The sequence below is a fragment of the Actinomadura sp. 7K507 genome (assembly GCF_004348425.1).
Classification (GTDB): Bacteria; Actinomycetota; Actinomycetes; order Streptosporangiales; family Streptosporangiaceae; genus Spirillospora.
Window position 1 is genome coordinate 1 of record NZ_SMKK01000137.1, and the last position, 25,463, is coordinate 25,463.

Below are 25,463 nucleotides of genomic sequence, written 5' to 3' on the forward strand. Positions count from 1 at the left end.
CCTCCACCCCCGCCATAGTCGCCGCCATCAGAGACGCCACAGGACGCCGCCTGCCCCGGATCCCGGTCCGCCCGGAACACATCGTCCAGCCCGAATGACGAACGCCCCCGGTGGTGGGCCGGGGGCGTTTCGGGTGATGCGCGTCAGGGGGCCTCCGTGGGGTCTTCTTCCAGGAGGTCGTCGAACTCGCCGTCCTTGACGCCGGCTATGAAGGCGTCCCACTCGGCCTCGGTGAAGTAGAGGATGGGGCCCTCGGGCTTCTTGGCGTCGCGCATGACGACCGCCCTCTCACCGAAATCCTTGTGCTGGACGGGAACGTCCTTGCCATCGATGAACTCGATGATGACCCCGTCGCTGAGGATCGGTTCCTGCTCGGTCACTGGCACACCTTCTTCGTCCTGGCGCTGTCAGCCCCCAAGGTTAGTGCGTGAGGGGCCGGTGACACAGCGGAAAGCCGTGCCCGGTCAGGTGTCGATGAGGAGGCGGGCGGCGGAGATCTCCAGCCGGGCCTGGATCTCCTCGGCGGTGGCGTTCCCGCGCAGCATCTCGATCATCTCCATGGTCCAGATGCCGGACAGCGCGCGGGCGACCAGGCGGCGCGGGTCGTCGGCGGTGATGGTGTCCGGCCGGCCGGACGCGGCGAGCAGCAGCAGGCCGGTCATCCGCTCGCCGAAGTCGGTCTTGACGTCCGACAGCAGCAGCGAGCGGATCAGCGCCTCGGCCAGTTCCGGCTCGCGCATCAGCCCGCGGGTGGCGCGCATCAGCACCTCCACCGCGCGCTGCGGCGGGTCGCCGGCGCGGGGCGGGCGGCGCTCGATGCTGCGTTCGAGGAGGTCGAGTTCCTCGCCGACGACGGCGACGACCAGGTCCATCTTGGACGGGAAGTAGCGGTACAGGGTGCCGAGGGCGACCCCGGCGCGCTCGGAGACGGTGCGCATCTGCATCGCCTCGATGCCGCCGCGCGACGCCAGCGCCGCGGCGGCCTGCACGATACGCTTGCGCCGCTGGTGCTGGCTGCGGGAGCGCACGCTCTGCCCCGCCCGCCCGGCCGCCTGCCCCGGGGTCTCGTCCCCGGTCACCGTGGGCTCTGCGGTCACGGTCGATCCCTCCTGTGCGGGCGCGGTCGCCCGACGTGTCCTGCCAAGGATACAGCCCGCACGAGAACGTGTTATCTGATCGGTGCGGGCGGCGGCCCGGCCGGATCCCTCTCTCCGGCCGGTTGGCCCTGACATGCTAGGCGAATCTGCCCGGGAACGAGGGAGGTCATGCCTCTGGACACAGACTAGAATCTGTTCTACTTTTTTCGCCGTGGGGTCGGCCTGGGAGGTGGCGGGGTGAGCGTCGCGGCACTGCTGGAGGCAAGGGCGGACGACGGACGCCCCGGACTGCGCTCGGCCGACGACGGCCGGGCCTGGACCTGGCGCGAGGTCGTCGCCGAATGCGCGTCCCGCGCCGCCTGGATGGACGGCCGGCGGGAGCAGGGACGTCCCGTGCACGTGGGCGTGCTCCTCGACAACACGCCTGAGCTGGTGTTCCTTCTCGGCGGCGCCGCGCTGTCGGGGTCGGTCGTGGTCGCGCTGAACCCGACCCGGAGCGCCGCCGAACTCGCGGGCGACGCCGAGCGCGCCGACTGCGACCTCGTCCTCACCAGTCCGCGGTACGCGAAGACCGCCGCCGAGCTGGGGCTCCCCGTGCTGGACGTGGAGGACGGCGGATACCGCGCGCTGCTCGCCCCCTTCGACGGCTCCCCGCTCCCGGACACCGCGGATCTCGGCGACGGCACCCTGCTCATGCTGATCTTCACGTCCGGGACGTCGGGACGCCCGCGCGCCGTCCGCGTCACCCACCGGAAGGTGGTCGTACCGGGCGTGATGCTCGCCGAGCGCATGCTGTCCGCGGAGTCGGTCGTGTACTGCCCGATGCCGCTGTTCCACTCGGGCGCGGTCATGGCGGCGTACGCGCCCGCGCTGGCCGCGGGCGCCGAGCTGGTGCTGCGCGGCCGGTTCTCCGCGTCCGCCTTCCTGCCGGACGTGCGCGCGCACGGCTGCACCTACCTGCACTACGTCGGCAAGGCGCTGTCGTACGTGCTGGCCACCCCGGCGGCCGAAGACGACGCCGACAACCCGGTCCAGTTCGCGTTCGGGAACGAGGCCGCGCCGCTGGAGCAGAAGACGTTCGGGGAGCGGTACGGCTGTTTCGTCATCGACGGCTACGGCTCGACCGAGACGGCGATCTCGCTGGTCCCCGACCCGTTCGGGCCGTCCGGCTCGATCGGGAAGCTGGCCGACGCCATCGCGATCCTCGACCCGGCGACCGGGGAGAGGTGCCCGCCCGCCGCGTTCGACGAGGCCGGACGGCTCGCGAACGGCGACGAGGCCATCGGCGAGCTGGTCAACACCGGAGACCTCGGCCTGTTCGACGGCTACTACAACGAGGACGCGCCCGACCGCCTCCGCGACGGCATGTACTGGAGCGGCGACCTCGCCTACGCCGACGCGGACGGCTACGTGTTCTTCGCCGGCCGCGACGCCGACCGGCTCCGCGTCGACGGCGAGAACTTCGGCGCCGCCCAGGTCGAGCGGGTCCTGGCGGAGCTGCCCGGCGTCCGCCAGCTCGCCGTGTACGGGGTACCGGACGCGGCGTCCGGCGACCAGGTGATGCTGGCGATCGCCGCCGACGGCTTCGACCCCGAGGCGTTCGCGGGCTACCTGCGCGGGCGCGCCGACCTGAGCCCGAAGTGGCCCCCGCGGTACGTGCGGGTGGTGCGGGAGCTGCCCGCCACCGCCTCCAACAAGATCCTCAAACGCCGGCTGGTCAAGGACGGCTGGCGTACCGATGACCCGGTGTGGTGGCGTCCCGGACGCGACCTCGACTACCGCCCGATGACCGCGCGGGACGCGGCCGCCCTCCGGGCGGAGTTCGAGCGGAGCGGCCGGCTTCACCTCCTGGAAGGGAGCGGATGAGTGGACTTCAACCTCGACGAGACCCAGCAGGAGATCAAGGGTCTCGCCGCCGGAGTGCTCGGGCGTGAGGCCGCGCAGGAGCGGCTGGAGGCGTTCGAGAAGAGCGGGGCGCCCTACGACGACGTGACGTGGAAGGCGCTCGCCCAAGCGGGGCTGCTCGGGATCGTCCTGCCCGAGGAGTCGGGTGGTGCCGGGCTGGGCGCGGTCGAGCTGGCGGTCATCCTGCGCGAGGTCGGCCTCCATGTCGCGCCCGTCCCGGTGTACGCGTCGCTCGCGCTGGCGGCCGTGCCGATCGGCGCGCACGGGACGGCGGAGCAGCGCGAGCTGCTGGCGCCGCTGACCGAGGGCGCCACGGTCCTGACCGGCGCGTACCGCGAGGTCGGCCCGGCCGGTGAGGTCGCGGCGACGGCGCGGCGGGACGGCGACGGGTACGTCCTCGACGGCGTGAAGACGTTCGTCCCGTACGCGCGGGAGGCGGCGCGGATCCTCGTGCCCGCCCGGGTCGAGGGCGGGGGCGTCGGGGTCTTCCTCGTCGAGCCCGGCGCCGCGACGATCACCGGCCAGCCGTCGGCGACGAGCGAGCCGCTGTCACGGGTCGAGCTGAACGGCGCGAGGGTCGGTCCGGACGCCCTGCTCGGCGGGACGGCGGACGGCGCCGCCTGGGACACCCTCCGCCGCTCGGCCGTCGCGGGCGCGGTGGCCGTCTCGTCCGGCGTCATCGAGGGTGCGCTGGAGCTGACCAAGGAGTACACCAAGACCCGCGAGCAGTTCGACCGGGCGCTGGCGCAGTTCCAAGCGGTCACGATGCAGGTCAGCGACGTCTACATCGCGAAGCGCGCGCTGGACGTGGCCGTCTGGGCGGGCGTCTGGCGGCTCGCCGAGGGGGCCGGTGACGCCGAGGAACTGCTGACGATCGCCTCCTACAACGCGTGCGATCCGGTCATCAGGGCCCTCTACACCTGCCAGCACCTGCACGGCGGCATCGGCCTGGACGTCACCTACCCGCTGCACCGCTACTTCGCCTGGGGCAAGCACTGCGGGCACCTGCTCGGCGGCGCGGAAGACCGCCTCGACGCACTCGGCTCGCTCGTCGCCCAGGAGGCCTGAATGTTCATCGACCTGACCGCCGAGCAGAAGAGGCTCCGCGACGAGCTGCGCGAGTACTTCGAGAACTGCCTGACCGCCGAGCAGCGCGCCGAGATCGGGGCCGACCCGTTCGGCCCGGCCTACATGGAGCACTGCAGGCGGCTCGGCCGTGACGGGATGCTCGGCGTCGCGCTGCCGAAGGAGTACGGCGGCCGGGGGTTCGGCCCGGTCGAGCAGACGATCTTCGCCAACGAGATCTCCCGCGCGGACGTCACCTACCCGCTCATCACGCTGAACTCGGTCGCGCCGACGATCCTCCAGTACGGGTCGGACGCCCACAAGGAGTACTTCCTCCCGCGCATCCTCGCGGGGGAGTGCCACTTCGCGATCGGCTACAGCGAGCCGGGCGCCGGCACCGACCTCGCGGCCCTGCGCACCACGGCGGTCAGGGACGGCGACCACTACCTCGTGAACGGCCAGAAGATCTTCACGTCCGGCGCGCACCACGCCGACTACGTGTGGCTCGCGGCGCGCACCGACCCGTCCGCGAAGAAGCACAAGGGCATCTCGATGCTCATCGTCGACTGCGAGGACCCGGGTTTCTCCTGGACGCCGATCATCACGATGGACGGCGCGCACCACACCAACTCGACGTACTTCCAGGACATCCGCGTCCCCGCGGACATGCTGATCGGCGAGGAGAACAAGGGCTGGGACCTCATCGTCAACCAGCTCAACCACGAGCGGGTCACGCTCGGCCCGGCGGGACACATCGGGCACACCCGCATCCGGTTCGAGCGCTGGGCCCGCACCACCCCCGGACGGGACGGGCGCCCGCTCATCGAGGAGCCCGCCGTCCGCCGCGCGCTCGCCCAGGTGCACGCCTACGTGCGCGTCAACGAGATCCTCAACTGGCAGGTGGCCGCGAACCAGGACCTCGGCTGGCTCGGCGCCGCCGACGCGTCCGCCACGAAGATCTACTCCTCGGAGCGGATGCAGGACGTCGGCCGCGTCTTCGGCGACGTCCTCGCCCGCTACGGCGACCCCGGCGACCCGGAGACGGCGGACTTCATGTCGGCGCTCGACCGCCTCGCCAAGGGCGCGCTGGTGCTGACGTTCGGCGGCGGCGTCAACGAGATCCAGCGCGAGCTGATCGCGATGATCGGGCTCGGGCTGCCCCGCGCCCCCCGCTGAGGGTCAGCCGCTCGCCGGCGGCTGGTTGAGGCCTTCCTCCAGGATGGCGAAGGTCTTGTCGACCGTCTCGGAGAGAGAGCCGAACGCGCCGTCCTGGCGGCGCATCGCGTCGGCCGCCGCCTGGAAGCCGCAGGTGGCGGCGGCGGCGATGACGTGCGGGCGCAGGTCGGTGGCGGGGTCGGCGCCGAGCCGCTCGGCGACGAACTCGATCACCAGGGCCTGTTTGCGCTGCGCGTGCTCGAGGCTGCCCGCCATGAGGGCCGGGCTGTCGCTCATCATCGTCAGCACGCAGTCGAAACGGTCGGTGTCGAAGCCGAGTTCGCCGGCCTCGCAGGCGCGGGCGATGCCGACGACGGCGCGGCGCAGCGCCGTCATGATCGGCTCGTCGGCGGGGCGCTCGGCCAGCGCCACCATGACGGCGCGGGTCTGCTCCTCCTGGAACGTGAGCGCGACGTCCTCCTTCGAGGCGAAGTAGCGGAAGAACGTCCGGGACGAGACGTCCACGGCGTCGGCGATCTCCTCCACGGTGGTGGAGTCGAAGCCCTTCTCGGCGAAAAGGGCGAACGCCGCGTCGACGAGGGCCTCCCGCGTGCGCTGCTTCTTGCGTTCGCGCCTGCCCGCGGGCTGGGGTCCGGGGCCGGCGGCTCCGGTTTCGGGGGCGGTCGCGGTCATGTGCGCAGTGTAGCCACCCGGGGATCGCCCGCCAAGAGACACGGCATGAACAATGTCGTCAAGTGACTGATGTCGCATAGCGACGTGAGGCAGTTGACGACAAGTGTCATGCCATGACACTTTAAGAACCTTCCAACCGGAGGTTCCCTCAATGACTCGGTCCCAAGGCGCCGGAACACTCGATCCCGGCGCCCCCGTACCGCGGAACGACGCATCACCGACCCGCAAGCCCCCGACCGACGGGCCGCCGCAGGCCCGGTCGCGGACCGCCAGGCGGGGACACGGGCATCCGTGGCTCACCCTCGTGGCCGTCGCGCTCGGCGTGATGATGGTCGGGCTGGACGCGACCGTCGTGACCATCGCCAACCCCGCGATCGCCGCGGACCTCGGTGCCAGCCTGTCCGGCCTGCAGTGGGTGACCAACGCCTACCTGCTGGCGCTCGCCGTCGCGCTGATCCCGGCGGGGAAGATCGCCGACAGGTTCGGGCGCAGGCGGACCTTCCTCGCCGGGGTGGTCGGGTTCGCCGCCGCCTCGGTGCTGATCGGGCTGTCCGGCGGCCTCGGGTCGGTCATCTTCTGGAGGGTCGTGCAGGGCTTCGCCGGGGCGCTCCTTCAGCCCGCGAGCCTCGCCATCCTGCGCAACACGTTCCCGGCCGAGCGGCTCAACACCGCGATCGGCGTCTGGGGCTCCACGCTCGGCGTCTCCATCGCGGGCGGGCCGATCGTCGCGGGGCTGCTGGTCGAGCACGCCACCTGGGAGTCGGTCTTCTTCCTCAACGCCCCGCTCGGCCTGGTCGCGCTCCTCGTCGGCCTGTGGGTGATCCGCGAGTCGCGGGACGAGGAGGCCGCCGGCTCGTTCGACCTGCCGGGCGTCGCGCTGCTCAGCGGCGCGCTGTTCGCCCTGGTCTGGGGCCTGATCAAGGCGGGCGAGGCCGGGTTCACGGACACGGTCCCGCTGGTGTCGTTCGCCGCCTCCGCCGTGCTGTTCCCCGCGTTCGTCTGGAACGAGCTGCGCGTCGAGCGTCCGCTGCTCCCGCTCGGGCTGTTCCGCTCGGTGTCGCTGTCGGCGGCGACCGGGCTCATCGTCCTCGGCTTCTTCGCGATGTTCGGGACGATCTTCTTCATCACCCTCTACCTGCAGCAGGTGCACGGCATGAGCCCGGTGGACGCCGGCGTCCGGATGCTGCCGATGACCGCCGTGTTCATCGTCGCCTCACCGGTCGCGGGCGCGCTGACCAGCCGGTTCGGGCCGCGGGTGCCGCTCATGATCGGGATGGCCTTCACCGCTGCCGCGCTGTTCGGGCTGTCGCGGATCGGGGTGGAGGCACCCTACGTCCAGCTCTGGCCGTGGTTCGTGCTGCTCGGCACGGCGTTCGGGATGGTCATCGTCGCCGGGACCGAGGCCATCGTCGGCAACGCCCCCGCCCACCTGGCCGGCGTCGCGGGCGGGCTCCAGCAGACCGCCGCGCAGGTCGGCGGCGTTCTCGGCACGTCCGTCCTCGGCGTGCTGCTGTCCACCAGGGTCAGCGACGTGCTGTTCGGCCGGCTGACGGACGCGGGCGTGCCGGGCGGCGCCGCGCGGCAGCTCTCGGGTCAGGAGGGGATCGTCTCGCAGGGCGTCGCGCCCGTTCCGCCGGGGACGCCCGCCCCGGCCGCGGAGTCGATCACCACCGGAAGCCACCTCGCGTTCATGGACGGCTTCCAGACCTCGCTGACCGTCGCCGCGGCGGTGGCCGCCGCCGCGATCTTCGCGGCGCTGCTCGTCCGGCGCGGCACCTCCCCGGTCGACGGCGCCGCCGCGGTTTGAGGCCGTGCGGTTTGAGGGCCGTGCGGTTCAGTCGCCGCTCGGCGACGGTGTCGGGTTGGTCGTCGGGCTTGGGCTGGGCGTGCCCGGGTCCGGGGTGTCCGTCGGCGGGTCCGTCGGGGTGTCCGGCGGCGGCGTGGTCGGGTCGCCGGAGCCGCCGTCCGGCGGGGTCGTCGGGTCGCTCGGAGTGTCCGGCGGCGGCGTGGTCGGGGACTCGCCGGCCGGCGGCGTGGACGGGCTGTCCGGCCGCGACGGCTTGCCCGGCGACGACGGGCCGATCTCCCGCGAGGGGGTCCCGGACGGGGACGTCGCGGGGGGCGCCGGGGCGGCCGCGCCGCCCGGGGCCCCGCCGGTCGGCCCCGCCGGGGCGCCGCCGTCCGTGGCCGGATCCCCGGAGGCGCCGGGGGCCTCGCCCGTCGCCTTCTCGGTACCGGAGAGGCCGGGCATCGGGTGCCGCGGGCCGCCGGGGCCCGTGGTGGACGCCGGGCTCGTCTGGCCGTTGCTCGCCGACGGGACCAGCGACGTGGCCCCGGCGTCGCCGCCCTTCGCCGACGGCCAGGTGGCGAGCAGCCCGATGACCGCGGCGGCCGAGGCGGCGACGCCCGCCGCGGCGCCGAGGCCCTTCTGGAGCCCGCCGGACAGCCCGCGCCTGGGGCGTCCGCCGTCCCGGCCGGCGCGCCCCGGGCGAGGCCGGTCGGAGCCGATCACGACGAGCGGGCTGGGGGAGACGACGCTCGGCAGCCGCTGGACGGACTCTTCCTCGCAGGCGGTCAGGACCTGGTCACGCAGCCAGCCGGGGGCGCGGGCCGGCGCGCGGGAGGCGAGCAGCCGCGGCAGCCGCTTCTTCTCGAACGCGGTGATGAGGTCGTGCCGCGCCTCGGTCGTCCCGCGCATCAGGATGTCGAGGACGGAACGCTCCAGCCGGGTCCGTGCCGCGTTGAGCAGCTGGACGACCGTGTCCGGCGCGATGCCGAGGACGCGGGCGATGTCGTGGGGTTCGAGCCATTCGCTCGCCCACAGCAGCAGCACCTCGCGGTGGTCGGAGCGCAGGGACCCGGCGGCGCGCAGCAGCGGGTCGGAGTCGGCGAACAGGAGCCCGCCCCGTCCGTCGAGGCTGCCGGTGAAGGCGCCGCGCTCGGCGCAGGCCGACCGGGCGAGCGAGTACAGCCACAGGACGCTGTCGCCGCGCGGCGGCTGGTGGACGGCCGCGGTGAAGGCGTCTCCGACGGCCGCCGCCGCGAGCTGGTCGCCGACGAGGGACCAGCAGTACGCGTACAGGCGGTCGGCGTGCGCGTCGTAGAGCGAACCCATGTCCCCGCGCATGTGACCTCCCGATCGTCGCCCCGGTAATCGCCAATGGTGCATACCGCTGGTTGACGGACTCTAGCGCTTCCGGTCAATGCCTGAGAAGTCCGGGATTAGGCGATACGTCGAATAGTACGGAAGGTAACGGTGACGCATGCGGACAGTGACGTTCACGGAGATTTAATGAAGTTCGCGAATTTCGTCGGATTTCTGATGCGGTTCAGCGGGGAAGGTTCGCCTCCGCTATCACAAAGGTGAGGAGTCGAGCGTGACCCGGCTGACCGTGGACGACGTCTACCAGCACATTCGCGGTGTCTGCTTCAAGACCGGCCCACCCGGGACGGTCGGCGCGGAGACCGAGTGGTTCGTGATCGACGCCGCCGACCCGGGCGCCCACGTCCCCGGCGACCGGGTGCGCGCCCTCGTCGGCGCCGCCGGCCCGCCGCCCGGCGGCAGCAAGATCACCTACGAGCCCGGGGGGCAGCTGGAGCTCAGCTCCGCGCCGTTCGACGGACTCGGTGAACTCCACACATCACTCGACGGGGACACCGCGCACGTGCGCGGCGCCCTCGAATCGGACGGGCTGTCCCTCGTCGGGCACGGCGTCGATCCCGTCCGGCGGCCGCGGTTCCAGGCCGACCACCCCCGCTACGCCTGCATGCGCGACTACTTCCGCGCGGGCGGCTTCCCCGACGCCGGTCTGGCGATGATGTGCTCGACCGCGTCCGTCCAAGTCAACCTGGACATCGGCGCCGACCACACCGACGCGTTCCGCCGCTGGCGGCTCGCGCACGCGCTCGGCCCGGTGTTCGTCGCCGCGTTCGCCAACTCGCCGCTGCGCGCCGGCCGCCCCACCGGGATGCGCTCCTCCCGGCAGGGCATCTGGACCGAGCTCGACCCGTGCCGCACCCTGCCCGTCCTGCGCGACGGCGAGGACGGCGACCCCGCCGAGGCGTGGACGCGGTACGCGCTCGACGCCCAGGTCATGCTCGTCCACACCGCGGAGGGCGAATGGATGTCCCACCCCGGGATGTCGTTCCTGGAGTGGCTGAACAAGGGCGAGCCGGGCGAGGACGACCTGTCCTACCACCTGTCCACCCTGTTCCCGCCGGTGCGGCCGCGCGGCTGGCTGGAACTGCGCATGATCGACGCGCTGCCCGGCCCGTACTGGCCCGTCCCCGTCGCCGTCGCCACCGCCCTGCTGGACGACCCGGCGGCGTCGCGGGCCGCCGAGGCCGCGGCCGAGCCGGTCGCGCACAGGTGGGCGCAGGCGGCCCGCCGCGGTCTCACCGATCCGTCCCTGGCCGCCGCGTCGCGGGCCTGCTTCGCCGCGGCGCTGGACGCGCTGCCCCGGCTCGGCGCGCCTGGCCTCGTCCCGCTCGTGGACGAGTACGCCCGCCGGTACGTCGAGCGGGGCCGCACCCCCGCCGACGACCCCGCCCCCGATTCACCAGACACGCCGCTGCCGCTGCCCGAGGAGGCTCCGACATGGCCCCGATGAACCCCCCGGAAGCCCGCACCGGGCACCACGCCGTTCCCAGGGAGGCCGTCCACGACGAAGACGCCCTGAAGGAACTGATCGCGGGCGAACTCGGCGCCGTGCGGGACCGCAGCTTCGGCCTCACCACCGACGTCCTGGCCGGGAACGACCTCACCTCCCAGGTGTCGCCGCTGATGTCGCCGCTCGTGTGGGACCTCGCGCACGTCGGCAACTACGAGGAGCTCTGGCTGCTGCGCGCGGCGGCGGGCGCGGACGCGATGCGCCCCGAGATCGACGGCCTGTACGACGCGTTCGAGCACCCGCGCGCCGAACGGCCGTCCCTGCCGCTCCTGCCACCGGACGAAGCCCGCGCCTACATCGGCACGGTGCGGGCCAAGGTGCTCGACTCTTTGGCGTCGGCGCGGTTCGACACGGCCGATCCGCTCACGTCGGGCGGGTTCGTGTACGGGATGGTCGTCCAGCACGAGCACATGCACGACGAGACCATGCTGGCCACCCACCAGCTACGCAAGGGCGCCCCCGCACTACTCGACCCTGTAGCCGAACCCATTCAGAACGTGTCCTCCGGCCGTTCAGCTGTGGACGAGGTCCTGATCGAGGCAGGGGCGTTTCAAATGGGCACGTCAGACGATCCATGGGCCTACGACAACGAACGTCCCGTACACGTTGTTGATCTGCCCGCGTACTACATCGATGCCGAGCCGGTGACCAACGCCGCCTACATCGACTTCATCGAAGACGGCGGATACGACGACCCGCGCTGGTGGGACCCCGCCGGATGGGAATGGCGCAACAGCAGCGGCAAGAACGCCCCCGCGTTCTGGACACTGGAGGGCGGTCGGTGGCTGCGGCGCCGCTTCGGACGGACGGAACCCGTCCCGCCCGCCGAGCCCGTCCAGCACGTGTCCTGGTACGAGGCGGACGCCTACGCGCGCTGGGCCGGGAAGAGGCTGCCGACCGAGGCCGAGTGGGAGAAGGCCGCCCGCTGGGACCCGGCGGCCGGACGGTCACGCCGCTACCCCTGGGGCGAGGTCTACGAAGAGGGGTACGCCAACCTGGGCCAGCGGACACTCCGCCCATCGGAGACGGGCTCCTACCCGTCCGGTGCGTCGGCCTACGGGGTCAGGCGTCTCCTCGGGGACGTGTGGGAGTGGACGTCGTCCGACTTCAGCGGCTACCCCGGCTTCCGCTCCTTCCCCTACAAGGAGTACTCGGAAGTCTTCTTCGGCCCCGAGTACAAGGTGCTCCGGGGCGGCTCCTGGGCGACGCACCCGCTCGCCGTACGCGGATCGTTCCGCAACTGGGACTACCCCATCAGGCGGCAGATCTTCTCCGGCTTCCGCTGCGCGCGGTCCCTCGCAGAGGAGGCGCGCTGATGTGCCGCCATCTCGGCTACCTGGGCCCCGAACGGACGCTGCACTCGCTCATCTACGACGGTGAGCACTCGCTGGAGACCCAGTCGTACGCACCGCGCATGACGCAGGGATGCCTCCTCAACGCCGACGGGTACGGCGCCGGGTGGTACCAGGACGGCGAGGCCGTCCGCTTCCGGCGCGCCCAGCCCATCTGGACCGACCAGTCGTTCCGCGAGATCGCCGGGGCCGTCCGGGCGTCCTGCGCGGTCGCGGCGATCCGTTCGGCGACGGTCGGGTTCCCCGTGGACGAGTCGTGCGCCCAGCCGTTCCGCGCCGGGAACCGGCTGTTCAGCCACAACGGGAGGACCGACGACTTCGGAGGCGTCGAGGGCAAGCTCCGGGACCTGGCCGGAGACCTGGCCGGAGTCCCCGACGCCCGCGCCCCGGTCGACTCGGCGCCGCTGTTCGCCCTCGCCGTCCGGTACTGGCGGGACGGCCTCCCGCTCGGCGACGGCCTGGCCGCCGTCATCGGCGCGGTCACCGCGTTCGCCCCCGGCCGCTACAACCTGCTCGCCTCCGACGGCACGTCCCTGGCCGCCACGACCTGGGGCGACTCCCTGTTCGTCCGCGAGGACGCGGACCAGATCCGGATCGCGTCCGAGCCGCTCTACGACGACCCCGGCTGGAAGACCGTCCCCGACCGCTCGCTCGTCACCGCCGACCTCGCCTCCGGCGTTTCCATCACGTCCCTCTGAAGGAGAGAACCACGTGGACCGGTTCCTGACCGCCGACGACCTCGCCAAGACGCTCCGCCAGGACGTCCGGGAGGGGCTCACCGGCACGCCGAAGACCCTGCCGCCCAAGTGGTTCTACGACGAGCGCGGCAGCGCGCTCTTCGAGGAGATCACGAAGCTGGAGGAGTACTACCCGACCCGCCGCGAACGGGAGATCCTCGTCGCCCGGTCGTCCGACATCGCCGCCGTCACCGGCGCCCGCACGCTGCTTGAGCTCGGCGCGGGTTCTGGGGAGAAGACGCGGCTGCTGCTCGACGCGCTCGCCGGCACGCTGCGCTCGTACGTGCCGGTCGACGTGAGCGGCGACTTCCTGGAGGAGGCCGCGGCGGGGATCGCCTCCGACCACCCCGGCCTGGACGTCCGGGCCGTCGTCGCCGACTACGAGCAGCACCTGCCCCTGCTGCCGGGTGGCGAGCGCCGCCTCATCGCCTTCCTCGGCGGGACGATCGGCAACATGCCGCCCGCCTCACGGATCGGGTTCCTCGGCGGTGTCCGCGCGACCATGTCCGGCGGCGACTTCCTGCTGCTCGGCGCCGACCTCGTCAAGGATCCCGGACGGCTCGTCCGCGCCTACGACGACGCGGCCGGGATCACCGCCCAGTTCAACCGCAACGTCCTGTACGTCATCAACCGGGAACTGGACGCGGACTTCGACCCGGACGCGTTCGAGCACCTCGCCGTCTGGAACGAGGCCGAGGAGTGGATCGAGATGCGGCTGCGCTCCACCCGCGGCCAGGACGTCCGGATCGGAGGCCTGGACCTGGAGGTGTCGTTCGCCGCCGGCGAGGAGATGCGCACCGAGGTCTCCGCCAAGTTCCGGCGGGAACGGCTGGAGGCCGAACTCGGCGCGGCCGGGATGGAACTCGCCGAGTTCTGGACGGACCCGGACGGAGACTTCTCCCTCACCCTCGCCCGCCCCACCGGCTGAGCCGCCCGGGCCCGGGAGGTCAGTCCTTCCGGGCCGGCTGGGCGATCCCCATCCGCTTCAGGTCCCCGGCCAGGCGGGTCGCCACGTACCGGTGGCCGACCGGGTTCGGGTGGGTGCGGTCCTTCTTGATGTACTGCGGCGCGTTGCCCACGCCGGTCAGCGGGTTGCCGGTGACCCACCGCTCGCCGATCGGGTCGACGAACGGGACGCCGAGCTGCCCGGTCAGGTTCTTCAGCGCGTCCCGGACGGCGATCGCGCCCTGCGGCGGCGTCCCCGTTCCCCAGATCGGGCCCATCAGGACGATGTGCGTGCCGGGCCAGCGCTGCCGGACGCGTTCGAGCAGCACGTGGGCGGCGGCGGCGACCTGCTGCGGCGGGATCTGCCAGTCGTTGTGGCCGCCGGACACGATGAGCATGTCGGGCGCGGGACGCCAGCCGAGCTGGCTCTCGAACAGGGCGAGGAACGCCTGCTGGCCCCGGCCCCTCACGACGAAACCGGAACCGGCCCGCCCCCCGACGACGACCTGCCACCCGAGCAGCCGTGCCGTGGCGGACGCGTACGTCGCCTCCGGCTGGACGCGCCCGTCGCCGACCGTGTAGCTGTCGCCGAGGAACATCACCACGGACGGGGTGTCGCGGGGCTCGCCCTCGCCGCCCTTCCCCGGGCTGTCCGCCGCCGCGGACCGGTGGACCGAGCCCTCGAACGGGGAGCACCCGGTAGCGGCCAGGACCGCCGCCAGGCTCAGGCACAGCACCAGAGTCGCCGCGCCGCGGCGGGCGCGGCGAGATGTCATCGAGGACCACCTATCGTCCAGAGCCCTTCCGGGCTCGGGGATGCCTGAGGCATCTTACTGATCCGCCGCGCCCGGCGGGCCCGACGCGCGATCGCGGCCTCGCCTACATCCGCCGTTCACCTCCCGTCCCGGGCCGGGCAACCCGCCGCCGAGATGGTTTCGCGGTGACTCGACGGGAACGGCTGCGCGAGCTCGACCTGCTGCGCTTTCTGGCCGCGCTGGCGGTGGTGCTCTACCACTTCACCGGGTTCGGCGGGGCCGGCGCGTGGCCCGAGCCGGCGTACGACGTCTTCCCCGAGATCGCGCCGCTCACCAGGTTCGGGTATCTCGGGGTCGACCTGTTCTTCGTCATCAGCGGGTTCGTGATCCTGATGAGCGCCTGGGGACGCGGGCCGGGGGAGTTCGGGATCTCCCGGCTCGTCAGGCTGATGCCCGCGTACTGGGTCAGCGTGCTGCTCGGCGCGTTCGTGTACGCGGTGTTCAGGCAGGGGCACGGTGTTCCGGGCGTGGTCATCCCGAACCTGACCATGCTGCAGGGCGGGCTCGGCGTCCGGAACCTGGACGCCGTCTACTGGACGCTCTGGGTCGAGCTCCACTTCTACGTGCTCATCGCCGTCCTCGCGGCGGTCGGCATCACCTACCGCTCGTGTCTCGTCTTCATGGCGGTCTGGATGTTCGGCGGTCTCTTCGCCGAGCAGGCCGACCACAAGCTGCTCCAGGTGATGCTGGTGCCGACGTGGAGCCCGTACTTCATCGCGGGCATGGCGCTCTTCCTGATCCACCGGTTCGGGCCGACGCTGCTGCTGTGGGGATACGTGGCCGTGACGTACCTGATGGCGCTGCGCTACGGCGCATGGCGCGCGGAGGAGGTGTTCCGCGGCGCCGACGTGATCGTGGTCAGTGCCGTCATCACCGGGATCTACGCGGTGATGATCCTGGTCGCGACCGGCCGGCTGAGCCGCCTGCGCTGGAGCGGGCTGACCCTTCTCGGGGCGCTGACCTATCCGCTGTACGTCGTCCATTCGCAGCTCGCGCTCCCGCTGCTGGGCGCGCTGTACCCGGGGCTCGGCAAGTGGGCGGCGCTCGCGGTCGTCGTCGGCGCGTCCATGCTGGCCGCCTACGCCGTGCACCGCCTGGTCGAACGTCCGGGCGCGGCATGGATGCGCACCCGGCTGCACGCGTCGCTGGAACCGATGCGGACGCCGCCTGCGCAAGCGTCTACGTCGGTCGGTCATGGCGATCGGGGTGAGCGGAGCGGTCCTCGTCTCAACGGCGGTGAGCCTCGGGATCGCACCCCGGCTGATGCGGCGCAAAGGTGAGAACGCGCCGTGTGCGCGCTCTCCGACCGGTGGTGTGACACTCCGGCGGCGGGGCGCGCTGAGGGAGATGTGGGCGACCGGTCGATGTGAGCGGGCTTCGGCCGGACGCGCCGCCTCCGGCGGGCCCGTTCTCCCCCGGTCGGGCCCGCCGGAGGTTCCAGCCTCAGGACGCGGCCGTCCCGCCTTCGCCGTCCGGCGGGCGCAGTTCCTCGGTGTAGCCGACCGTGAGGCGGCGCAGCACTCCCGACTCGTCGACGGAGTACTGGCCGAGACGCCCCAGCGGCGGTGAGTACGCGTGGATCGAGACGCTGGCCTCCTCCACGCCGGTGAGCCGGTGGATGTGGTCGGGCCCGAAGCAGAACGACTCGCCCTCCCCGACGACCGTCCGCAGGGGCTCGCCGCCGAGGCGCGGGTTGTTCTCCTCCACGGCCCCGGCGACGACGCGGACGGCGCCGGACGACACGTCGTGGTCATGCCAGCCGGTGTCGTTCTGCGGAGTCCAGCAGAGCAGCCAGACGTCCACGTGCTCGTCCCGGTGGAGCGAGGCGTAGTGGCGCCGGCCGTCGGAGAACGCGACGTGCTGCCGCCACAGGCCGGGCCGCTCCGCCACCTCGTCGACGAGCTCGCGCAGTTCGCGCTTGTCGAGGGCGCGGCCGGGCAGGCTCTCGAAGCCGGCGGCGCGGGGCATGACCTCGGATGACACGGGCTGGCTCCTCTCGGGTCCCTGGTCGTCGCGGCGCTGTTCGCGCACGGGGGAACGCGGGGGATCCGCACCGTGCGCGGACGGCCTGGACACGGCACTGAACCGCATCACTGAACCGCATCAGTGAAGCGGTTCAGGGGGACGGCCGTCAAGTCCGGTCCGCCGCGTTGTCGGCGGCGGGCCCTAGGGTTGGAGAGATGTCGGACAAGCGCAAGCGCGCGACCATCCGGGAAGTGGCGCAGGCGACGGGACTGTCGCCCGCGGCGGTGTCGTACGCGCTGCGCGGCATCCAGACGTCGGAGGAGACGCAGGAGCGGGTCCGCGCTGCGGCCGACGAACTCGGCTACGAGGCGCATCCGATCGCCCGCGCCCTGGCCAGCGGCCGCACCGCCCAGGTCGGCCTGCTGTGCGGCTCCCTGGAGGACTACTGGCAGCAGTCGCTCGCCGTCGGCATCGGCCGCGCGCTGCTGGCCCGCGACCGCTACGCCCTGATCGTCGACGCCGGCGGCGAGCCCGAGCGGGAGCTGGCCCTGGCCCGCCGGCTCCGCGACCAGCGGGTGGACGGCCTGATCGTCCAGCCGCTGGACCCGTCCGCCGCGCTGTGGACGGAGCTGGCCGCGGCGATCCCGGTGGTGTCCATCGGCGACGCGCTGCACGGCGGGCAGGCGCAGGGCGAGGTCGTCTTCGACAACCGGCGGGGCGTCACGCTCGCGCTGGAGCACCTGCGCGACCTCGGGCACGAGCGCCTCACCGTGTTCACCCCGACGGGCGCCAGCACCCCCGACCGTCCAGCCGACGTGCACGTCAACGCCGAGGCCGAGCGGCTCGGCCTCCGGGTCGGCGTGGTCGTCGTGCCGCAGTCGCTCGCCGCCGCCGCCGAGGTCGCCCTGCGGGTGCTCGGCCGTCCCGACCGCCCCTCCGCGGTGTTCTGCTTCGCCGACTCCATCGCCTACGGCGTCTACGCCGCCACCCGCGAGCTCGGCCTCGCGGTCCCCGGCGACGTCGCCGTCTGCGGGTACGACAACCATCCGATGTCGGCGCTGCTCACCCCGCCGCTCACCACCGTCGACTGGGACATCGACGGCATCGTGCACTCCGCCGTCCGGCTCATCGTGGACGTCATCGACGGCAAGCCCCGCAAGCGCCGCGTGGTCCGCGAGCCGTCCCTGCGCGTCCGCGCCTCGACGGGCGAGCCGCCGGGCTAGGCGGTCACGGGTGGAGGCGGGCCAGGCCGGGCAGCAGATCCGCGGCGGCGGCGATGTCGGAGTCGAGCGGCCGGTCCTCCACACGCGGGTCGAGCACCGCGTCGGCCATGTCGCAGGCGGCCCGCAGCGGGCCGCCGGACGGCGCGCGTCCCTGCATCCGCAGCGCCCGGACGGCCGCGACCAGCTCGCAGCCGAGCCCGAGCCGGTAGGCGGCGACGGCGTCGGTCGTCGCGCGGGCCGACTGGGTGGAGAAGCCCGCGTGCTCCTCGACGCCGCGTGACAGGACGGCGCTGCCGAGCGCCGCCGGCGTCGCGAGGCGCCGGACGTCGGCGAGGCACGAATGCGCCACGTACTCCAGGATCATGATCCCCGAAGACGCCTCCGTGGCGCCCTGGAACGGGTAGAGGCCCGTGAACGCCGGCTCGGCGAGCGTCCCGAGGCGGGCCGCGGCGAGCGCCATCGTCTGGAACAGGGCGGCACGGGACGCGTCCAGGGCGAGACCGGCGAAGGCGGTGTGGAAGTTGCCGTTGTGCCAGGCCGCCCGGCCCTCGACGTCGATGAGCGGATTCTCGGCCGCCGCGTTGATCTCCCGGGTGACGACCTCCTCGGCGTAGGCGGCCGCCTCCAGCGCCGGGCCGTGCACCTGCGGGAACGCCCGGTAGCCGTACGGGTCCTGGATGCGCATCGGCGCGGGCTGGTCGAACGCGAGCAGCGCCCGCGTCGCCGCCGCGGCCTCCTGCTGGCCCGGATGCGGGCACGCGTCCTGCACCGCCTGCGCGTACGGCTCCGCCGAGCCCCGCACGGCGAAGTGCGACAGCGCGGCGACCACCGTGGACGCGCGCAGCATCTCCCGCAGGTCCGCCACCGCGAGCGCCGACTCCCCGAGCGTGGCCGCGTTGGAGCTGATGAACGCCAGCGCGTCCGGCGAGCGCAGCCGGTAGCCGGGGCCGCGCTGCACCGCCCCTTCGGCGTCGGCCAGCCAGGCCCGCTCGCCGAGCAGGCACAGCGCGGTCGAGGCCAGCGCGGTCAGGTCGCCCGTGCCGATCGCCCCGTGCACCGGCACCGGAGGAAGGACGCCCAGGTTGAGGACGTCCGCGAGGGCCTGCAGCACGCCCGGCTCGACGCCCGAGCCGCCCGCCGCGATCTGGTTCAGCCGGACCGCCAGCATCGCCCGGACGATCTCCGGCGCGACCAGGGGACCCGCGCCGGCCGCGTGGCTGCGCAGGAGCCGCAGGCCGTGCGCGTCGGCGTCCTCCCACTCCACGTCCACCACGCGGTTCGCGCCGACGCCCGTGGTGCGCCCGTACACCGGCTGCGCCTCGGCGAGCTCGCCCGCCACCCGCCAGGCCCGCCGCGCCCGCGCGACGCCGTCCGGGGCTATGGCGATCGTCACATCCTCGCGGGCGGCGCGCACGACCTGCGCGCATGTGAGCGCGGTCCCATCGATAACGATTCGGCTGTTCTCCACGGCGCGAGGCTACTTTCCCCTGATTACAGGTAGGTAGGCTCCACATCCGAGGTTCCGGACACGCTGGGACACTTCGCCGACCGTACCTGTGGTTACGGTTGGGGAGAAGGCCGAATCGATCATCGGCGTCGCGGGCGCCCAACGAGGACGTGAATCGTTGATCACCTTTGAGGGCGTCACCAAGCGCTACCCCGGCGGCACCGTCGCCCTGGACGACGTCAGCCTCGACTGCCCCACCGGCCGCATCACCGTGTTCGTCGGCACCTCCGGGGGCGGCAAGACCACCGCGCTGCGCGCCATCAACCGGATGGTGGAGCCCACGTCCGGGCGCGTCCTCATCGACGGGCAGGACGTCCGCGAGCACAAGCCCGCCGAGCTGCGGCGCGGCATCGGCTACGTCATCCAGCACGCCGGGCTGTTCCCGCACCGCACCATCGTGGACAACATCGCGACCGTCCCGCACCTGCTGCGCTGGAACAAGAAGAAGGCGCGGGACCGGGCCCACGAGCTGATGGAGCGGGTCGGGCTCGAACACTCCATGGCGCGGCGGTACCCGTTCCAGCTGTCCGGCGGCCAGCAGCAGCGCGTCGGCGTCGCGCGGGCCCTCGCCGCCGACCCGCCGATCATGCTGATGGACGAGCCGTTCAGCGCCGTCGACCCCGTCGTCCGCGCCGAACTCCAGGACGAGTTCCTCCGCCTCCAGGACGAACTGCACAAGACGATCGTGTTCGTCACCCACGACATCGACGAGGCCATCAAGCTCGGCGACCGGATCGGGGTGTTCCAGACCGGCGGGAAACTCGTCCAGGTCGCCACCCCCGAAGCGCTGCTCGCCCGGCCCGCCGACGACTTCGTCGCCGGGTTCATCGGGCACGACCGCGGCTTCCGGCGGCTGTCGTTCGTCCCCGCCTCGGCCGCGCCGCTGAGCGACCGGGACGTCCTGCCCGCCGACGCGCCCGTCGACCGGGCGAGTGCCGCGGCGAACGGGTGGGTGCTGGTCGTGGACGCCGGCCGCCGCCCGCTCGGCTGGGCCGCGACGGGCGCGCTGCCCGCGTCGGGCGTCCTCGGTGACGTGCGGCTCGCGCCGATCGGGCACACCTTCGACGTCGAGGGCGACTCGATGCGGGCGGCGCTCGACGCCGCGATCCTGTCGCCGTCCGGCCGCGCCATCGGGGTGGACGGGACGGGGAAGCTCGTCGGCGTCGCCGACCAGCAGGACCTCAGCACCGCCATCGCCCGCTCCGGCACCGACGTCGCCCCCGAGCCCGCCGACGGGCCCTCCGACGACAAGCCCGCCGACGACCGGCCCGCCGCCGATGAGCCCGCCGCCTCGAAGGACGGTGGCTGATGGAGATCGACTGGGGCTGGATCGCCGACCACACCGACTCGCTCGGCGAGCACGCCCTGATCCACCTGCGGCTCGCGCTGCTCCCGGTGCTGTTCGGGCTGCTGATCTCGATCCCCGTCGGCGTGCTGTGCCGCCGCTGGGGCTGGCTCTACCCGCCGGCGCTGACGATCGCGAACGTGTTCTACGCGATCCCGTCCCTGGCCCTGTTCATGATCTTCATCCAGTACACCGGGCTCACCCCGGCCACGGTCATGATCCCGCTGACGCTCTACAGCCTGTCGGTGCTCGTCCCGAACGTGGTGGACGGGCTGGCGTCGGTGTCCGAACCCGTCCGGCAGGCGGCCACCGCCATGGGCTTCGGCCCGCTGCGCCGCCTCCTGCGGGTCGAGCTGCCGATCGCCGTGCCCATCGTCATCGCCGGGACGCGCGTCGCCGCCGTCTCGTCCATCAGCCTCGTCGCCGTCGGGCAGCTGATCGGCCAGGGCGGGCTCGGCTACGACATCATCCGCGGCTACCAGCTGTCGTTCCAGACCCAGATCATCGCGGCGACCGTCCTGATCGTCCTGCTGGCCCTCGTCACCGACGCGATCCTGGTCACCGTCCAGCGGCTGCTCACCCCATGGGCGCGGGCACGGGGGAAGGCCTCATGAACGACCTGTGGAACCAGATCGACCTGTTCTGGACGTGGCTGACCGCGTCGTCGCAGTGGGAGGGCGACAACGGCATCCCGCACCGGGTGCTGGAGCACGTCTACTACACCGGGGTGGCGATGCTGTTCGCCGCGCTGATCGGCCTCGCGCTCGGCCTGCTCGTCGGGCACACCGGCCGCGGCGGCTTCCTCGCCGTCAGCATCGCCAACGTCGCCCGCGCGATCCCCACCTTCGGCCTGGTGCTGTTCATCGTCGTCATCGAGTACAGCATCACCCCCGTCCTGGTCGCGCTCGTCGCGCTGGCCGTCCCGCCCATCCTGGTCAACACCTTCGAGGGCGTGCGCGGCGTCGACGCCGACGCCAAGGACGCCGCCCGCGGCATGGGCATGACCGGCTGGGGGGTGCTGTGGCGGGCCGAAGTGCCGATGGCGCTGCCGCTGATCCTGCTCGGGCTGCGCACGTCCGCGATCCAGGTCGTCGCCACCGCCACCATCGCCGCCTACCCCGGTTTCGGCGGCCTCGGCCGCTACATCATCGACGGGCTGGCCCGCAACGACTACCAGCTCGTCGTCGGGGGCACCGTGCTGGTGGTCCTGCTCGCGCTGATCGTCCAGCTGCTCTTCGCGGCGCTGCGCCGCGTCGTCGTCTCGCCGGGCCTGCTCGGCTCCGCCCGTTCCTCCTGACCACCTAACAGAGGAAATCCCCATGAAGAAGATCATCCGTGGCGCGGTCGTCGGCCTCGTGGCCGCCCTGACCCTGTCCGCCTGCGGCGGCGGAGACTCCGGCGACGACAACCCGCTGTCCGGCGGCGGTGAAAGCGGCACCGTCACCGTCGGCGGCGCGAACTTCCCCGAAAGCAACCTCCTCGCCGAGATGTACGCCCAGGCCCTCGAAGCCAAGGGTGTGAAGGTCACCCGCAAGTTCAACATCGGCGCCCGCGAGGTCTACTACGACCAGGTCGTCAAGGGCGGCATCAGCGTCATCCCCGAATACAACGGCGCGCTGCTGACCACGTCCGTCGACGAGAACAGCAAGGCCGCCACCACCGAGGAGATCAACGCGGAGCTGAAGTCGAAGCTGCCCGCCGAAGTCGAGATCCTCGACTCCGCCGAGGCCGAGAACAAGGACTCCGTCACCGTCAACCCGCAGACGGCCGCCAAGTACGACCTCAAGTCCATCGCCGACCTCGAAGGCGTCGCCAAGGACCTGATCATCGCCGGGCCGTCGGAGTTCGAGACCCGCCAGCACGGGCTCAAGGGACTGCAGGAGGTCTACGGCCTGGAGTTCAAGGAGTTCAAGCCGTTCGACGCCGGTGCCCAGTCCACGCTGGTGAAGCTCCTCGTCGAGAACGAGGTCCAGGCCGCCGACCTGTTCACCACCGACCCCACGATTCCGGAGAACAAGCTGGTCGTCCTCGAAGACCCGGAGAACGTCTTCAGCGCCCAGAACGTCACCCCCTTCGTCCACAAGGAATCGGTGGACGACACGGCGCGGGCGGCCCTCAACGCCATCTCCGCCAAGCTCACCACCCAGGACCTGCTCGACATGATGAAGCGCATCGTCATCGACAAGGACGACCAGGAGAAGGTCGCCGAGGAGTGGCTCAAGAAGTCCGGCCTCGCCTGACCCGCGGAGTACCGCATGACGGCCGGGCCCACGCGGGCCCGGCCGTCGGTCCGTCTATTGCCCCAGGGTCCGGACGTGCTGGCGCTTCTTCTCGTCCTTCACCACGACGCCCAGACGGCTCAGTTCCTCGCGGAGGGCCTGCACATCGTCGTCATCGCCGCCCTTGTCCTCCAGTGACTTCTGGCGGGCCTTGAGAAGCGCGTTCGCTCCCTCAGTGAGCCCGGGAAGACCGGGGACCCAGAGGCGGAAGTCGTCCTCGTACGGATCGGCGTCCGCCCACAGGTAGCCGTACTCGGTCACGGCGGCGGCGACGCGCCCGAAGTCCAGGCCGCACTCGTGCCGGGCGAGCTCGCCGCCGTCGGGGCCGAGCACGACCAATTGTTTGCCGTCCCGGCACACGGTGGCGACGTCCTCGCGCGCGAACCGCTGCTGACGGCCTTTCCGGGTGAGTACCACATCGTCTTTGCCCAGGCGGACCACCAGCTGCTCGAACTGGGCGACGGATCCCAGCACCAGCCCCGCCAGCAGGCCCACGGCGGGCAGTACCACGGCGGGGATCGAGCCGACCAGTTCGGCCGGGCCTTGCATCGGCGCCCAGGGCAACGTCACCAGCCAGTCGGCCAGGAGACCGACGAGCCAGCCGACGCCCGCTCCCCCCAGCGCGGCGACGACATAGATGCCCACCGTGCTCCAGACCGGCTCCCGCAGCACGACGACCCCATCGCCCCTCTTGCCCACGCCCGTGTCCCTCCTTGCCCTCGGTACGTCGATCCGGCCTCACCGGCTGACCTTCAACCTGAAGGATCGTGCTTCACCGGCCACGCCCGCGAGAGCCGCTCGGCCAGACCCCACCGACCAAGGTCGACGCCCCGACCGTCTTCGGTTCAACGCGGCGACGCGGGTTCCCGGCGGTCTTCAGATGCTCGGATGGGACCGGCACCCCCCGGCCAGGGGGATCTGTGCTGATCCGTACACTTCTGTTCGGCTGATCGGTGTGGTGCTCTGGCGCCCCGTGAGGCCGACCGGCAGGGCGACCTGGCCCAGGGGTTGGGAAGGGGGACGGGTGGTCCGGTTGGACGTGGGATGGCCGAAGGGGACGTGGGTCGCCTACCTGGGATGCGCGATCCCGGCACTCGTCCTGGTCAACCTCGTCGTAGGGGCGATCGGCCTGATGTTCCTCACGTCGTCCGAGTTCCCATGGATCGGCGTCGTGATGATGCTGCCGTTCCTGATCCTCGACATGTGGATCGCCCTGGCGCTGGCCTATCACTACAAGAACGCGTTCTGGGTGGACGGCAGAGTCCTCGTCCAGCGGGCGCTCTTCGGCCGCAGGAGCCACGACCTTTCAGCCGCGCAGGTCAGCGTGGAGACCGCCAGGCCGATGATGGCGACCTGGCTCGGCAGCGCACTGCCGCGTCTGGTCGTGCGGGTCCCCGGAAGGCCGCCGGTCAAGGTGTGGCTGCGCGACCCGTTCCGCGGGGGAACACTGCTCCCTCCCCACCAACTCGCGACATTGGCCCAGGCCATCGCCCCGGATTTGCGCCACCCCGTCGCCCACAGACTGTGGACCCTCGCCTCCGACCCCCTAAACGGCATCATCTGAACACGCCACCCACCGTGACGACTCCCGGCAGGTGACGGGCTCGGCCGAGGTTGCTTGCTAGGGCTTGGTAGAGCGGACGACCTGCGTGAACGTGGCCCACTCACGGGAGGAAAAATCGAGCACAGGGCTAGTGCGCCCTTGCTTGCTGTCCCGGACGCTGATCGTCCCACTGGCGGAGCGCGCGACTTCGAGGCAGTTGCCATCGGCCTCGCTGTAACTCGACTTGCGCCAGCTGAGGTGCTGCGTGGTCATGTGGGGGATCCGATTCCGTTCTCAAGACTGTCGGCCGCATCCGTCAACAAGCCGATGGTGGCGGCGCCAGATAGCGCGGCCTGCCGCAGATGCTCGTACCGTTGGTTATATCGCATCACCTCGTCGTGCTCGCTGTGAACGATGTCCGTGCTCACGGTGTCAACTACAGCCATCGGTGGGTCGACGGGGTCAGGAAAGGTGTAGAGGGAAAAGGCTGACTTCGGGGGCAGGCGACCTGTGAAGTCGGCGTCCACGGACAGAACAAGCACGGTGACCCGGGGGTTCTGGAGAGCTGTCTCGATCAGGCTGCGAAGCTGGCGGATCATCACCTGCGGTGACGCGATGGGCCGACGTACGACGACTTCATCAAGGATGGCCTCGTAACGTGGCCCCTGTGGCTCCAGCACATGCTGTTGCCGACGTAGTCGGGCTTCCAGCAAGCGGTCTGGGACGAAGCCGACCGTTCCCTCTCCCTGCGCCAACTCGATCATGAGGCGGATGAACTCCGGGTTCTGCAGGGTCCCGGGGACGGTGAACTGGTTGTACTCGCGGATGGTCGCGGCGCCGGATTCGAGGTCGGCGTACATGCGTTGCCGGGGGCCCATTGCGTCGCCGTAGGAGTCCCACCAGCCGCGGTCGGCGGCGTCGCAGGCGATCTTGAAGATCTCGTCGAACGTGTCGCCGGTGACGTCGAGGACCCTCATGATCTTCACGATGTCGCGGACGTCGGGTCGGCACCGGGCGTTCTCCAGTTTGGACACGGTCATGCGCGACCGGTAGATGCGCCGGGCCAGCTCGTCGGCGGTCATCCCATTCTGCTCGCGGAGGGTCCGTAGCTCGGTGGCGAGGCGGCGCCGACGGACGAACGGGCTGGTCACCGGGAACCTCCAGGGG

At 71.9% G+C, this 25,463-nt stretch carries 25 protein-coding genes; 15 read left to right on the forward strand and 10 right to left on the reverse strand.

The window, feature by feature from the left end; genetic code table 11:
- Positions 1–143: 143 nt before the first annotated feature.
- Together E1285_RS46805 and E1285_RS27320 are read right to left on the reverse strand one after the other, a co-directional pair.
- A complete protein-coding gene (locus E1285_RS46805; protein ID WP_207933618.1) occupies positions 144–380 on the reverse strand; it encodes a DUF397 domain-containing protein in 237 nt (78 codons plus the stop codon).
- Between the two features lie 84 nt (positions 381–464).
- Entirely contained in the window at positions 465–1,028 is a 564-nt protein-coding gene (locus E1285_RS27320; protein ID WP_132157047.1) for a TetR family transcriptional regulator, read from the reverse strand.
- Positions 1,029–1,334: 306 nt separating this feature from the next.
- Between E1285_RS27320 and E1285_RS27325 the strand changes: the two genes are divergently transcribed.
- Genes E1285_RS27325 through E1285_RS27335 form a run of 3 tightly spaced genes read left to right on the forward strand, consistent with a single transcriptional unit; the run spans position 1,335 to position 5,243 of the window.
- Complete coding sequence (locus E1285_RS27325; RefSeq protein WP_132157007.1) at positions 1,335–2,963, forward strand: AMP-binding protein; 1,629 nt, start codon at positions 1,335–1,337, stop codon at positions 2,961–2,963.
- The gene (locus E1285_RS27330; RefSeq protein WP_132157009.1) at positions 2,964–4,070 is read left to right on the forward strand and encodes an acyl-CoA dehydrogenase family protein; all 1,107 of its coding nucleotides are present in this window, start codon (positions 2,964–2,966) and stop codon (positions 4,068–4,070) included.
- Positions 4,071–5,243 (forward strand): acyl-CoA dehydrogenase family protein, encoded by a 1,173-nt coding sequence (locus tag E1285_RS27335; protein WP_132157011.1) that lies wholly within the window; start codon positions 4,071–4,073, stop codon positions 5,241–5,243.
- Positions 5,244–5,246: 3 nt separating this feature from the next.
- On the opposite strand, the gene E1285_RS27340 is transcribed toward E1285_RS27335, so the two are convergent.
- On the reverse strand, positions 5,247–5,915 hold the full coding sequence (locus E1285_RS27340; RefSeq protein ID WP_132157013.1) for a TetR family transcriptional regulator: 669 nt from the start codon (positions 5,913–5,915) through the stop codon (positions 5,247–5,249).
- Between the two features lie 151 nt (positions 5,916–6,066).
- Between E1285_RS27340 and E1285_RS27345 the strand changes: the two genes are divergently transcribed.
- Positions 6,067–7,722 (forward strand): MFS transporter, encoded by a 1,656-nt coding sequence (locus E1285_RS27345; protein ID WP_132157015.1) that lies wholly within the window; start codon positions 6,067–6,069, stop codon positions 7,720–7,722.
- A gap of 27 nt (positions 7,723–7,749) precedes the next feature.
- Here the strand turns inward: E1285_RS27345 and E1285_RS27350 are convergent, their stop codons facing one another.
- On the reverse strand, positions 7,750–9,042 hold the full coding sequence (locus E1285_RS27350) for a hypothetical protein (RefSeq protein WP_132157017.1): 1,293 nt from the start codon (positions 9,040–9,042) through the stop codon (positions 7,750–7,752).
- Between the two features lie 250 nt (positions 9,043–9,292).
- Here E1285_RS27350 and egtA point away from each other — a divergent pair, with 250 nt between their 5' ends.
- The 4 genes from egtA to egtD are packed head-to-tail and all read left to right on the forward strand — an operon-like array spanning position 9,293 to position 13,602.
- On the forward strand, positions 9,293–10,525 hold the full coding sequence (egtA, locus tag E1285_RS27355) for an ergothioneine biosynthesis glutamate--cysteine ligase EgtA (protein WP_132157019.1): 1,233 nt from the start codon (positions 9,293–9,295) through the stop codon (positions 10,523–10,525).
- A complete protein-coding gene (gene egtB, locus E1285_RS27360; RefSeq protein WP_132157049.1) occupies positions 10,522–11,901 on the forward strand; it encodes an ergothioneine biosynthesis protein EgtB in 1,380 nt (459 codons plus the stop codon). The genes egtA and egtB overlap by 4 nt, the downstream gene beginning before the upstream one ends.
- A complete protein-coding gene (gene egtC / locus E1285_RS27365) occupies positions 11,901–12,635 on the forward strand; it encodes an ergothioneine biosynthesis protein EgtC (protein ID WP_132157021.1) in 735 nt (244 codons plus the stop codon). Before egtB ends, egtC begins: the two co-directional genes overlap by 1 nt.
- Before the next feature lie 13 nt (positions 12,636–12,648).
- Positions 12,649–13,602: an L-histidine N(alpha)-methyltransferase gene (gene egtD, locus E1285_RS27370; RefSeq protein WP_132157023.1), complete on the forward strand. Its 954-nt coding sequence runs from the start codon at positions 12,649–12,651 to the stop codon at positions 13,600–13,602.
- Positions 13,603–13,621: 19 nt separating this feature from the next.
- On the opposite strand, the gene E1285_RS27375 is transcribed toward egtD, so the two are convergent.
- On the reverse strand, positions 13,622–14,395 hold the full coding sequence (locus E1285_RS27375; RefSeq protein ID WP_132157025.1) for an SGNH/GDSL hydrolase family protein: 774 nt from the start codon (positions 14,393–14,395) through the stop codon (positions 13,622–13,624).
- Positions 14,396–14,559: 164 nt separating this feature from the next.
- On the opposite strand from E1285_RS27375, the gene E1285_RS27380 reads away from it, so the two are divergent.
- Positions 14,560–15,714 (forward strand): acyltransferase, encoded by a 1,155-nt coding sequence (locus tag E1285_RS27380; RefSeq protein ID WP_165966785.1) that lies wholly within the window; start codon positions 14,560–14,562, stop codon positions 15,712–15,714.
- 163 nt (positions 15,715–15,877) lie between these two features.
- Here the strand turns inward: E1285_RS27380 and E1285_RS27385 are convergent, their stop codons facing one another.
- Positions 15,878–16,417, reverse strand: coding sequence for a cysteine dioxygenase family protein (locus E1285_RS27385; protein ID WP_243723086.1), 540 nt, complete (start codon positions 16,415–16,417; stop codon positions 15,878–15,880).
- Positions 16,418–16,614: 197 nt separating this feature from the next.
- Here E1285_RS27385 and E1285_RS27390 point away from each other — a divergent pair, with 197 nt between their 5' ends.
- The gene (locus E1285_RS27390) at positions 16,615–17,622 is read left to right on the forward strand and encodes a LacI family DNA-binding transcriptional regulator (RefSeq protein ID WP_132157029.1); all 1,008 of its coding nucleotides are present in this window, start codon (positions 16,615–16,617) and stop codon (positions 17,620–17,622) included.
- 4 nt (positions 17,623–17,626) lie between these two features.
- On the opposite strand, the gene E1285_RS27395 is transcribed toward E1285_RS27390, so the two are convergent.
- Entirely contained in the window at positions 17,627–19,090 is a 1,464-nt protein-coding gene (locus E1285_RS27395; RefSeq protein WP_132157031.1) for an aromatic amino acid ammonia-lyase, read from the reverse strand.
- A 157-nt stretch (positions 19,091–19,247) separates the two neighbouring features.
- Here E1285_RS27395 and E1285_RS27400 point away from each other — a divergent pair, with 157 nt between their 5' ends.
- The 4 genes from E1285_RS27400 to E1285_RS27415 are packed head-to-tail and all read left to right on the forward strand — an operon-like array spanning position 19,248 to position 22,714.
- Positions 19,248–20,438, forward strand: a complete 1,191-nt coding sequence (locus E1285_RS27400) for an ATP-binding cassette domain-containing protein (protein ID WP_132157033.1) — start codon at positions 19,248–19,250, stop codon at positions 20,436–20,438.
- The gene (locus tag E1285_RS27405) at positions 20,438–21,088 is read left to right on the forward strand and encodes an ABC transporter permease (protein ID WP_132157035.1); all 651 of its coding nucleotides are present in this window, start codon (positions 20,438–20,440) and stop codon (positions 21,086–21,088) included. The genes E1285_RS27400 and E1285_RS27405 overlap by 1 nt, the downstream gene beginning before the upstream one ends.
- Positions 21,085–21,771, forward strand: a complete 687-nt coding sequence (locus tag E1285_RS27410; protein ID WP_132157037.1) for an ABC transporter permease subunit — start codon at positions 21,085–21,087, stop codon at positions 21,769–21,771. The genes E1285_RS27405 and E1285_RS27410 overlap by 4 nt, the downstream gene beginning before the upstream one ends.
- A gap of 22 nt (positions 21,772–21,793) precedes the next feature.
- Positions 21,794–22,714, forward strand: a complete 921-nt coding sequence (locus tag E1285_RS27415) for an ABC transporter substrate-binding protein (RefSeq protein ID WP_207946852.1) — start codon at positions 21,794–21,796, stop codon at positions 22,712–22,714.
- Between the two features lie 54 nt (positions 22,715–22,768).
- Here the strand turns inward: E1285_RS27415 and E1285_RS27420 are convergent, their stop codons facing one another.
- A complete protein-coding gene (locus tag E1285_RS27420) occupies positions 22,769–23,452 on the reverse strand; it encodes a hypothetical protein (protein ID WP_132157039.1) in 684 nt (227 codons plus the stop codon).
- A gap of 325 nt (positions 23,453–23,777) precedes the next feature.
- Between E1285_RS27420 and E1285_RS27425 the strand changes: the two genes are divergently transcribed.
- Positions 23,778–24,317: a hypothetical protein gene (locus tag E1285_RS27425; protein ID WP_132157041.1), complete on the forward strand. Its 540-nt coding sequence runs from the start codon at positions 23,778–23,780 to the stop codon at positions 24,315–24,317.
- A gap of 57 nt (positions 24,318–24,374) precedes the next feature.
- On the opposite strand, the gene E1285_RS27430 is transcribed toward E1285_RS27425, so the two are convergent.
- Positions 24,375–24,569 (reverse strand): DUF397 domain-containing protein, encoded by a 195-nt coding sequence (locus E1285_RS27430; RefSeq protein WP_132157043.1) that lies wholly within the window; start codon positions 24,567–24,569, stop codon positions 24,375–24,377.
- On the reverse strand, positions 24,566–25,463 hold an 898-nt coding region (locus E1285_RS27435; protein ID WP_243723087.1), incomplete at its 5' end, for a helix-turn-helix transcriptional regulator. The genes E1285_RS27435 and E1285_RS27430, both read right to left, overlap by 4 nt.

Bases quoted from the DNA above. Each gene is read 5' to 3' on its own strand.
- E1285_RS27335 (WP_132157011.1), top strand. From the start codon at position 4,071: ATGTTCATCGACCTGACCGCCGAGCAGAAGAGGCTCCGCGACGAGCTG.
- E1285_RS27340 (WP_132157013.1), bottom strand. From the start codon at position 5,915: ATGACCGCGACCGCCCCCGAAACCGGAGCCGCCGGCCCCGGACCCCAG.
- E1285_RS27345 (WP_132157015.1), top strand. From the start codon at position 6,067: ATGACTCGGTCCCAAGGCGCCGGAACACTCGATCCCGGCGCCCCCGTA.
- E1285_RS27350 (WP_132157017.1), bottom strand. From the start codon at position 9,042: ATGCGCGGGGACATGGGTTCGCTCTACGACGCGCACGCCGACCGCCTG.
- egtB (WP_132157049.1), top strand. From the start codon at position 10,522: ATGAACCCCCCGGAAGCCCGCACCGGGCACCACGCCGTTCCCAGGGAG.
- egtC (WP_132157021.1), top strand. From the start codon at position 11,901: ATGTGCCGCCATCTCGGCTACCTGGGCCCCGAACGGACGCTGCACTCG.
- E1285_RS27375 (WP_132157025.1), bottom strand. From the start codon at position 14,395: ATGACATCTCGCCGCGCCCGCCGCGGCGCGGCGACTCTGGTGCTGTGC.
- E1285_RS27390 (WP_132157029.1), top strand. From the start codon at position 16,615: ATGTCGGACAAGCGCAAGCGCGCGACCATCCGGGAAGTGGCGCAGGCG.
- E1285_RS27405 (WP_132157035.1), top strand. From the start codon at position 20,438: ATGGAGATCGACTGGGGCTGGATCGCCGACCACACCGACTCGCTCGGC.
- E1285_RS27410 (WP_132157037.1), top strand. From the start codon at position 21,085: ATGAACGACCTGTGGAACCAGATCGACCTGTTCTGGACGTGGCTGACC.
- E1285_RS27415 (WP_207946852.1), top strand. From the start codon at position 21,794: ATGAAGAAGATCATCCGTGGCGCGGTCGTCGGCCTCGTGGCCGCCCTG.
- E1285_RS27430 (WP_132157043.1), bottom strand. From the start codon at position 24,569: ATGACCACGCAGCACCTCAGCTGGCGCAAGTCGAGTTACAGCGAGGCC.